Below are 9254 nucleotides of genomic sequence, written 5' to 3' on the forward strand. Positions count from 1 at the left end.
AACGCTTCACACCTGCGCCATGCCGCCATCGACGAACAACTCCACACCGGTCACGAAGCTCGAGGCGTCGCTGGACAAGAACACCGCGGCCTTCCCGATCTCGCGCGGATCTGCGATGCGGCCGGTGGGGTTTCCCTCCCCCATCTGCCGCACGGCCACGTCGACCTCTTCCGGCGTGCGCACCATTCCCATTGCGCTGCGCAGGGATTCGGTGTCGACGGCGCCGGGGCTGAGGATGTTCATCCGCACTCCCGAGCCCTTCACATCCTGAATCCATGCCCGCACGAAGCATCGGATCGCCGCCTTGGCGCCGCCGTACATGCTCATGCCCTGGGGCGGCTGGGTGGTGGCGGTCGAAGCGATGATGACGACAGCGCCGCCCTGGGGTAGCAGTCGCAGCGCGGGCTGAACTTCCCGACCCGCGAGGTGCTGATCGAGGCCGCCTATCGCAACGAACTGGCCAAACTCTGCGACGCGGCATCGCAACTGCTCGAGACGATGCCACCGCAGCAGGCGCTGCGCGCCTGGATGGGCCGCTTCATCGATTACGCGACAGCCAAATTCGGGATGGCCGACGCGCTGCGCGCCCTCGTGGAGTCCGGCGTCGACCCTTATGTCCGCAGCAAGGAGATGATGCTCGACGCACTGGCCGCACTGCTCGACGCCGCCGCGCGGGCGGGCACCATTCGCCCCGACATCGGCGCGACCGATATGTTCGCGGCACTCACGGGCATCGCACTCGCGTCCGGCAAGCCCGAGCAGCGCGAGCAGGCCGAACGACTACTCGATCTGACTCTGGACGGACTGCGCGCATCGCCTCGCTGACCGAGCGGGTTCAGCACCATTCACACATTCGCGCTGGCGTCTCTGAACGGTAGGGAAAGCTCGGGTGGATAGTCCATGACATACTCGCTGCACCGGGGTGCCCGACACCGCCGAGGCATGGTGTCCCTATCTATAAGACAAGCTATGCATGATGACCCTCAACTCGCCCAGGCGCGAAACTTTCTGGTCGAGTTGCGCCAGTGTGCGCAGACGCTGATGCGTCGCCGTGAGTTGATGCCGGGAACCGCGATTCGCATGCCCAGCCCGTCGACACCGAACTTGCCGCCGTACACCGCCAGATCGAGCTGCTGTATCAGCAGGAGCAGCCTGGCTTGTTCGAGACAAGTGAATCAGGGCGGCTTGGTCGATAGAGAGCCCACGTTGGATAGCTTGTGAGGCACGCGTTCATGCTCCTATCGAAGCGGCCCGGGTATGCTCGAGGCACAGCAAATACGCTTTGGCGTCGAATGACGATTCCCGTCCCTCCGCAATCCTCAACGCTCACAGCACCGGGACAGTCACTGAAACCATGGCCTCCGATTCAGGCACAAGGTTGGGGTCGTTGCGATAGACGTTGAAATGATGGGTCGAGACATCGTCGTCGGTGCGAGCGATCCGTAGACCGTTGGCGCTGATGAAGGCCGCGATTCGATCGTGCGCTCGCGGGATCATCTCGGCGAACGGGCCGGTCACAGTCGCGCACACCGCGCGGCGAACCGGCAAGTGCAGCGCCACGAGCGGAGCTCGCGCCTCGACACTCGCGGTGGTCTCCACGAAAACCGATTCATCGACATCGGATTCCCGGAATTCCTCATCGTGTTCGATGCAGCCGCACAGCCCGGTCATCGCGATGTCCTGCCGCTGGAGCTCAGGCATGAAACGCTCCCACAACTTCCCCTCGGCGGCGTAGTTTTCCACCGTCCCCCGCAGCGCCACCAGCGTCTGCGCGGGGATGTCGATCAATTCGACCTCGATGTCGGCCATGATGTTCTCCAGTTCGTTCGGGTCGAGCATGCGCTCGATGAGGGCCAGCCGATGCCGGACCGAGGCGGCCTCGTCCACGAGTGTCCGGCGCTGCGACCGCAGCGCATCGGCATACGCGGGAGTGCCGAACACAGCGAGCAGGGCTCCGATGGCGGACACGCCGAAGCCGACGTCGCGTAGCTGCCGAATCCGGCCGGCATCACTCAGCTGCTCCGGCGAATACCTGCGATATCCACTGGCACCATCGACCACGGCGGGAACCAGCACCCCGGTCGCGTCGTAGTGCCGAAGCATCCGCACGCTGATCCTGCTCAACGAGGAAAACCGGCCGATGGACATCAGCTTCGAGGGGTCGGTCACGCCAGTGAGTCTGCAACCTCACACAATGTCAGAGTCAACCGACGCGGCGATGGTCGGCCAAAAGAATAGGCCCCACCGTTGATAGAGGCCCTTGCCTTGCACACCAGTCGGTCGTCCATCCGCGCCGGCCCGGGGTTCCCGGTGGCCGGACCGGCAGTAGCGGCTCGATCACTGTCCACAACTCGTCGTCCACGATCCACGGCGCCGCCACGACGAAACATATCGCACCGCAACGAGAGTCACCGCCAATCAACCGAACCTATCAGGAGCTCTAACTACACGAGTTTCGGCGCATCCCCACGACGGGGATCAATACAGGATTCACGTCCCGCGCTACTTCGGCGATACTTGCACTCGTTCTATAACACCGACAGATCCGGCAGCGTGGCTTCGCCCCGACCGAGCCGCGACAAGAACCGCACGACGATATGAGGACTGACCATGAGCGGCCAGGGCGCGCTAACGATCAGCACAGAGGAATTTCTGGCCGACTATCCGGAATACGCCACGACCACAGTGCTGGATGACCTCCGTGCCACCGAATACGCCTATCTCGATCGCAACCAGGACATCTATCTTGACTACACCGGCGCAGGGCTGGCCGCGGCCGCCCAACACCGGGCACACAACGAATGGGTCTCTGCGGGCTGCTATGGCAATCCGCACTCGAGCAATCCCACCTCACGTGCGGCGACGGCTGGGGTCGAGACTGCCCGGGCTGCTGTGCTCGCCCATTTCAACGCGTCACCGCAGGACTATACGGCGATCTTCACGGCGAACGCCACGGCGGCATGCCGATTAGTCGGCGAGGCCTACCGATTCGGTAGGTCGGTACGTTTCGTCCTGACGGCTGACAACCACAATTCGGTCAATGGCATTCGAGAATTCGCACACTCCAGGCGCGCTCGAACGGAGTACATCCCTCTCGTCGGTACAGAACTCAGAGTGACCGAGGCTGCTGTCCGCGCCGCACTGGGTGGCCTCACGGCGGGGGAATCGCACTCGGCTGCGGCGGCGAACGGACGCGACAAGCATCGTGGGCTGTTCGCCTACCCAGCGCAGAGTAATTTCACCGGCGTTCAGCATCCACTCGAATGGGTTGACATCGCACATGATCACGGATTCGATGTATTGCTCGATGCCGCCGCCTACCTGCCGACCCATCAGCTCGATCTCTCCGAAGTACGTGCCGATTTCGTTCCCGTGAGCTGGTATAAGGTCTTCGGTTATCCGACTGGAGTCGGCTGTCTGGTCGCCCGCCGCGATGCGTTGGCCAGACTGCGGCGGCCGTGGTTTTCCGGCGGCACCGTTCAGGCCGCCAGCGTGGAGGGCCGGTGGTACACACCTGCCGCGGGATATGCCGAATTCGAGGACGGTACAGTGAATTTCCTCGCCATACCGGACATCCAACATGGTCTCGAATGGCTGCACGGAGTCGGCATCGATGTGATCGATCGGCGTACCCGCTGCCTGACCGGGTGGCTGCTGGATCGCCTACTGTCGCTCGTGCACGACAACGGCGCTCCGGTGGTCCGCATCTATGGCCCGCGCGATATGGTCAACCGCGGTGCGACGATCGCGTTGAATATCCTCGACTACTCCGGGGCCGTCGTCGACGAGCGTCTGGTAGCACGCGAATCCTCCGCGGTCGGGCTGTCTTTACGCACGGGTTGCTTCTGCAATCCTGGCGCTGGCGAGGCTGCCTTCAACATCGACCGCTCGGCGTTGCTAGGCCTGCTCGGAAAGCCCCCTGGCACGATCGATTCGTATATTGCCGAACTCGGCCTGCCCACCGGCGGCGCGCTGCGTGTCTCCTTCGGAATCGCGTCCAATTTCCAAGATGCCCAGCGATTCGTCGAATTCGTCGACACGACCTACCGCAACCGCCGGTGTGATCCGCAGGATCTTCCGCCGCGAGAACACTGCTGAACGAAGCCCCTCCCCAGCGCCGATGCCAGTAGGTGCATAGCGAGCATCGATACCTCGATCACGGCGCAGGGCTACGCCGTTGTCCGTTAAGCAGCCGCTGACCAGGGATTTTGAAGTTTGGTGATGAGGTGTAGTGCCGGGTCTGGAGTGAATGCGGTTGTGCGGCAGGCCTCGGCGAGGTTGGTTTCTCCCTGGAGACGGTGGAGATTGATTGCCACGCCACCGCCGCCCTCAATGCCCGCGCACGACCATGGGTCTGGGGCCGACCAGCCCCGAAACCAGGACCCTACGCCGCCGTTTTATCTACCACCTTCGAGGAACGCAGCATTGGCAGGAATTGGTTAGAGGCGGAACCCGTCTGCGTCGATCGGCAGTGGAATCGTCGGCATCGAATCCTCCCCATGCGCAACGGCGAGCAGGGCGGGGAACGAGGCAAGTTTGCGCCTCGGCCGTCCCTGAACCGCGCCGAGGTCGCGCTCGGTCCGATCGATCGCCCTCCACTCGTGCACACCGACGGCGGTGGGCTGGCGCTGCCGGACCAGTGCGTCGAGGTCCTGCGGGGTGGTTGCCGGGGTGGGAAGCAATCCTGCGGAATGGTCGGCGAGGAGTGCGGCGACAGTGTCCCGTGCGCATTTCTTGTTGGCGCCGATGCCTCCGGACGGGCCCCGCTTGATCCATCCCGCCGTGTAAACGCCGGGGATGGGTTCGCCGGTCCCGGCGAGGACTCGGCCAAAGTCGTTGGGCAGCACACCGCGGTCATGGTCGAAGGGCAGGCCGGGCAGCGCAGCGCCGCGGTAGCCCACCGCCCGGAGTATCAGACCCGCCTCGATGGTCTCTTCGATTCCGGTCGGGACAGCGCGGACGTCGCCGCCGGGGCCGTGTTCGAGCCGATTGCGCGCCACACGCACTCCGGTGACTCGTTGATCGCCCAAGATCTCCAGCGGAGAACACAAGTAGCGCAGGGCAATACGGCGCGACGCGCCGCGGTGGCGTGTGGTGAGTTCCGCGGCAGCCTGCGCTTTGGCCAGCCCGATCGGGTCCGATCGAAGTGCGGCGAGCTGGTCGGGATCCAACCTGGCCTCATCGGACGAGGCGAGGACATCGGCGCCGTCGAGATCGGTCAGGGCGAGCAGCTCGGGAGTGGTGTACGCGGCCTGCGCGGGGCCGCGCCGGCCGAACACCACGACTTCCTCGATCGTGCCGGCGGCCAGGGCGGCCAGGGCGTGGTCGGCCATATCGGTGGCGGCGAGCTCCGCGGGATCGGCGACCAGGAGGCGGGCGATGTCGAGGGCGACGTTGCCGTTGCCGACGACGACCGCACGGCGACAGGAGAGATCGAACGTGCGGTCGATGAAGTCCGGGTGGCCGTTGTACCAGTTCACGAACTCGGTTGCCGACGCGCTGCCCGGCAGGTCCTCGCCGGGAATCCCCAGGCGGCGGTCACCGGAGGCCCCATAGGCATAGACGACGGCGTGGTGCGCTGCGGCCAGCTCGTCGTGGGTGATGTGGGTACCGACCTCGACGTTGAGGTGGAAGCGGAAGCGGCCATTGGCGGCGGCGCGCTCGAATACCTCGGTGACGGATTTGGTGGACGGGTGGTCGGGGGCCACCCCGCCTCGCACCAGACCCCACGGTGTGGGCAGCCGGTCGAACATCGTGACTGTCGCGCCCGGATGCTCGAGCAGCTCGAGTGCGGCATACGCGCCCGCGGGCCCGGAGCCCACCACCGCGACTCGAAGCTCCTCGATCTCGGCCCGCGCAGCGGGCGGCGAGGCGTCGGGGATGCCGGGCGGCAGCGGGTTTCGCTGGTAATAAGCCTGCGCCAGGTCCAAGAACCGGCCTGCCGCGGGCGCGGTGTCGCGGGTGATCGCCCCGACCGGGCACTCGGCGACGCAGGCGCCGCAATCGATGCAGCTGGCGGGGTCGATGTAGAGGGCTTCGGCGGAGGCGAAGCCCGGTTCGTCGGGGGTGGGATGGATGCAGCCGACCGGGCACACCGGCACACAGGAGGCGTCGTTGCAGCACGGCTGGGTGATGACGTGGGGCATGGCGTTCCTTGCTAGCGGGAGTCGGGGAGCGGTTCCACGGTGACCGGGATTCCGTTGAGGGCGGCGTTTCCGCTGACGGTGTCCAGGAACAGCGGGTCGGTGACATCGTTGGCGCTCGCGCCCGCGACGCGGGAGGCCACGGACAGCCGACTTTCCGTCGCCGCGTGTCCGTACCCGTGCGGCAGGCTGACCGTGCCCGCCATGATGTCGGTGGTCTGCCTGACGTCCACCCGCACGGCGCCGGTGCGCGAGCGCAGCACGGCGGGCCCGTCGGCCAGTCCGAGGCGGGCCGCGTCGGCAGGATGCATGAGCAGATGGTGTCGCTGCGGACCGGCGACGAGGCGGGCGTAGTTGTGCATCCAGGAATTGTTGGAGCGCAGGTGCCGTCGGCCGATCAACAGCAGCGACCCTGGATCCGCCGGAGCCGTACACAGGTCGGAGCGCAGTGTGTCGAGGGCGTCCGCGATCTCCGGTGGCACGAGGTGTAGTCGGCGATCAGGAGTGCGCAGGCGATGCTCGACGCCTGGCCGCAGCGGGCCCAGGTCCAGCCCGGCCGGGTGAGCGAGCAGTCGCCGCACGCTCAGTTTGTAGCGACCTGTGCGCAGGAGCAGATCCACCAGCCGGCGCGGCGGTGTCCGCAGCCGAATCTCGGTGGCCAGGGCGAGCCTACTGAGGCGACGGCGCAACACCTGCATCCGGCCGCCTCCGAGGTGGCGTTGGTAGGCCGAGCCGAGGTCGCGGAAGATCTCCCAGTCGTGCCGCGCACCGCGCGGCTTGGGCAGCACCGCGGGCGAGTATTTCGCGGTATTCCGGACGGCGAAGGACCGGAAAACCAAGTCGTAGTGGTCTCGTTCCAGCGCGCTGGTCGGCGGCAGGATGACGTCGGCGTGGCGAGTGGTCTCGTTGAGGTAGAAGTCCACGGCCACCATGAAGTCGAGGCCGCCGAGCGCGGTGCCGAGTGCGGCTCCGGCAGGAGTGGACAGCACCGGGTTTCCCGCGATCGTCAACAGCGCCCGCACCTGCCCCTGGCCCGGCGTCGTGATCTCCTCGGCAAGGGCGGCGACCGGAAACTCGCCGGCGAAGGAAGGAAGCCCGCGCACACGGCTGCGGCGTCGGCCGAAATGGCCCGGGCTCAGCAGCCGTGTCATGTCGATGGCCGGGTCGGTGAACAGCGTCCCGCCCTCGCGGCCCAGGTTGCCGGTAATGATATTGAGCACCTGGATGGCCCACTGGCACACAGTGCCGTGACGCTGGGTCGACACACCGAACCTGCCGTAGCAGGCGGCGGGGCCCGCGTCGGCGAAGGAGTGGGCGAGGCGGGTGATCGTGGCGGCGGGCACCCCGCTGAAACGGCCAGCGGCTTCCGGCGTGAATTCGGCGACCGCGTCTCGGAGCGCGTCCGCACCCGTGATGTATTCGGGCAGGCGCGGTGCCCGGTCTCGCAAGACGACGTGCACCATGGCCAACAGCACCGCGGCGTCCGTGCCGGGCCGGATGAACACGTGCTCATCGGCGTCCGCGGCCGTCTCCGTGCGGCGCGGGTCGATGACGGTGACCCGCCCGCCGCGCTCGCGGATCTCCCGCAGCCGCCGCGCCATATCCGGCGCGGTCATCAGGCTTCCGTTCGACGCACGCGGGTTGGCACCGAACATGAGCAGGTGCTGTGTCCGGTCCAGATCCGGCTCCGGCAGCAGGAACTGGTGCCCGTACAGCAGTGCCGAAACGACCTGGTGCGGCAACTGGTCGACCGAGGATGCCGAGAAGTGGTTGTGGGTTCGCAGCAATGAGGCGAACGCGGACCCGTGGGTCATCGTGCCGAGGCTGTGGACCGAGGGGTTGCCCAGGTAGACCGCCACCGCATTCGCGCCGTGCCGCCGACGGGCCTGAGCGAGTCCGCGGGCCGCCGCACTGATCGCCTCGGACCAGTCCACCTCCACCCATTCTCCGTCGATCTTGCGCAGCGGCCGCCGTAGCCGGTCCGGGTCGCTGTGCACGTCGGTCATCGCTACGGACTTGGGGCACACGTGGCCGCGGGATAGGGGGTCGTCGCGGTCGCCGCGCACACCGACGGCCCTCCCGCCCTCGATGGTGATCTCGATCCCGCAAATCGCCTCGCACAAGTTGCAAGCGGCCTTCGCCGTGGCGCCGCCCCCGGAGCCGCGTATCGCCCGCCCGGCCTTGGTCAATGCATCGACGGCTGCCCCGGTCGCGCTCATGGTGTAGTCGCCTCCGCAAGAGATCCGCTGGAACATGAATATGACGTCATGTTATTTTTTCGTGTCTACCATGGATGCCGTGCCCGACGCCAGCCCCCTCCGCCGCGAACCGGTCCAGCAGCGCAGCCGCGAGCGCGTCCAGCGGATCTTGGACGCCGCCGTGGAGATCATCACGGCCGAGGGAACCGACGCGGCGACGGTCCGCTCCGTGGCGGAACGTGCTGGTGTCCCGGCCGCGACGGTGTACCAGTTCTTCACCAACCGCGACGCCATCTTCGAGCAGCTGCTCGCCCGCGAACTCACACGCCTCGATAGCGAACTGGAGGCGTCCCTCGCCACCGCCCGGCCACACCCGGACATCGCGGCCGCCGTCGAGGCGTTCATCGCCTTTCACGGCCGCCACTACATGTCCCACCCGGACTTCGTCGCGCTCTACTACGCCTCCCGGCACAACGAGGCTCTCCGCGACGACATCAGAAGACACCTCGGCAGGCTCACCGACCTGCTCCACCGCCACCTGCTTGCCACCGGCCTGCTCGCGCCCGGCACCAGCCGACGCGTCGTCGAAGTGGCCGTGGAGCTGGGTGACCACGTCTTCGAGCTGGCCCACCAGCGCGGCGACGAGAGTGACGCGCTGACCCACGAGGGTCGGATCGCCATCACTCGCTACTTGCAGGTCTATGCGGCCGCCCGCCAGCACGACGAGCCGATCGGGCTCCCTGAGCAGGTGGTCCGTGCCGAGCCGATGGCTTCGGCTGTTTCACGGAGCGCGCAGGCGTCGTAGCGGCGCGCATGCACCGTATGCGCGCCAGCACTATTCCCCCTGCGCAGCGGCTGGAGTCGCGGGTTGACAGGCGTAGGAGATGCGGTAGCCCCACCTGAACCGAGGACG

General features: G+C 66.7%; 7 protein-coding genes and 1 pseudogene. 3 read left to right on the top strand and 5 right to left on the bottom strand.

From position 1 onward, the window contains the following. Positions 1 to 6: 6 nt before the first annotated feature. Complete coding sequence (locus ACWEO7_RS29045; RefSeq protein WP_452427900.1) at positions 7 to 486, bottom strand: SDR family oxidoreductase; 480 nt, start codon at positions 484 to 486, stop codon at positions 7 to 9. On the opposite strand from ACWEO7_RS29045, the gene ACWEO7_RS29050 reads away from it, so the two are divergent. Further along, positions 427 to 825, top strand: a complete 399-nt coding sequence (locus ACWEO7_RS29050) for an SbtR family transcriptional regulator (RefSeq protein ID WP_452427902.1) — start codon at positions 427 to 429, stop codon at positions 823 to 825. The two genes, ACWEO7_RS29045 and ACWEO7_RS29050, sit on opposite strands and share 60 nt — an antisense overlap. Positions 826 to 1326: 501 nt before the next feature. Here ACWEO7_RS29050 and ACWEO7_RS29055 read toward each other — a convergent pair. Both ACWEO7_RS29055 and ACWEO7_RS29060 read right to left on the bottom strand, forming a co-directional pair. Continuing rightward, positions 1327 to 2169, bottom strand: coding sequence for a MerR family transcriptional regulator (locus tag ACWEO7_RS29055; protein WP_452427903.1), 843 nt, complete (start codon positions 2167 to 2169; stop codon positions 1327 to 1329). 124 nt (positions 2170 to 2293) lie between these two features. Then, positions 2294 to 2380, bottom strand: a pseudogene (locus ACWEO7_RS29060) (IS5/IS1182 family transposase); the annotation flags it as partial. Between the two features lie 230 nt (positions 2381 to 2610). Between ACWEO7_RS29060 and ACWEO7_RS29065 the strand changes: the two are divergent. After that, the gene (locus ACWEO7_RS29065) at positions 2611 to 4098 is read left to right on the top strand and encodes an aminotransferase class V-fold PLP-dependent enzyme (RefSeq protein ID WP_452427905.1); all 1488 of its coding nucleotides are present in this window, start codon (positions 2611 to 2613) and stop codon (positions 4096 to 4098) included. A gap of 341 nt (positions 4099 to 4439) precedes the next feature. On the opposite strand, the gene ACWEO7_RS29070 is transcribed toward ACWEO7_RS29065, so the two are convergent. Both ACWEO7_RS29070 and ACWEO7_RS29075 read right to left on the bottom strand, forming a co-directional pair. Further along, positions 4440 to 6146: an FAD-dependent oxidoreductase gene (locus ACWEO7_RS29070; protein WP_452427907.1), complete on the bottom strand. Its 1707-nt coding sequence runs from the start codon at positions 6144 to 6146 to the stop codon at positions 4440 to 4442. Positions 6147 to 6157: 11 nt separating this feature from the next. Then, positions 6158 to 8362 (bottom strand): molybdopterin-dependent oxidoreductase, encoded by a 2205-nt coding sequence (locus tag ACWEO7_RS29075; protein WP_452427908.1) that lies wholly within the window; start codon positions 8360 to 8362, stop codon positions 6158 to 6160. A gap of 79 nt (positions 8363 to 8441) precedes the next feature. Between ACWEO7_RS29075 and ACWEO7_RS29080 the strand changes: the two genes are divergently transcribed. Continuing rightward, positions 8442 to 9146, top strand: a complete 705-nt coding sequence (locus tag ACWEO7_RS29080) for a TetR/AcrR family transcriptional regulator (RefSeq protein ID WP_452427910.1) — start codon at positions 8442 to 8444, stop codon at positions 9144 to 9146. The last annotated feature ends 108 nt before the right edge of the window (positions 9147 to 9254 follow it).

It is taken from the genome of Nocardia sp. NPDC004260 (assembly GCF_053603155.1).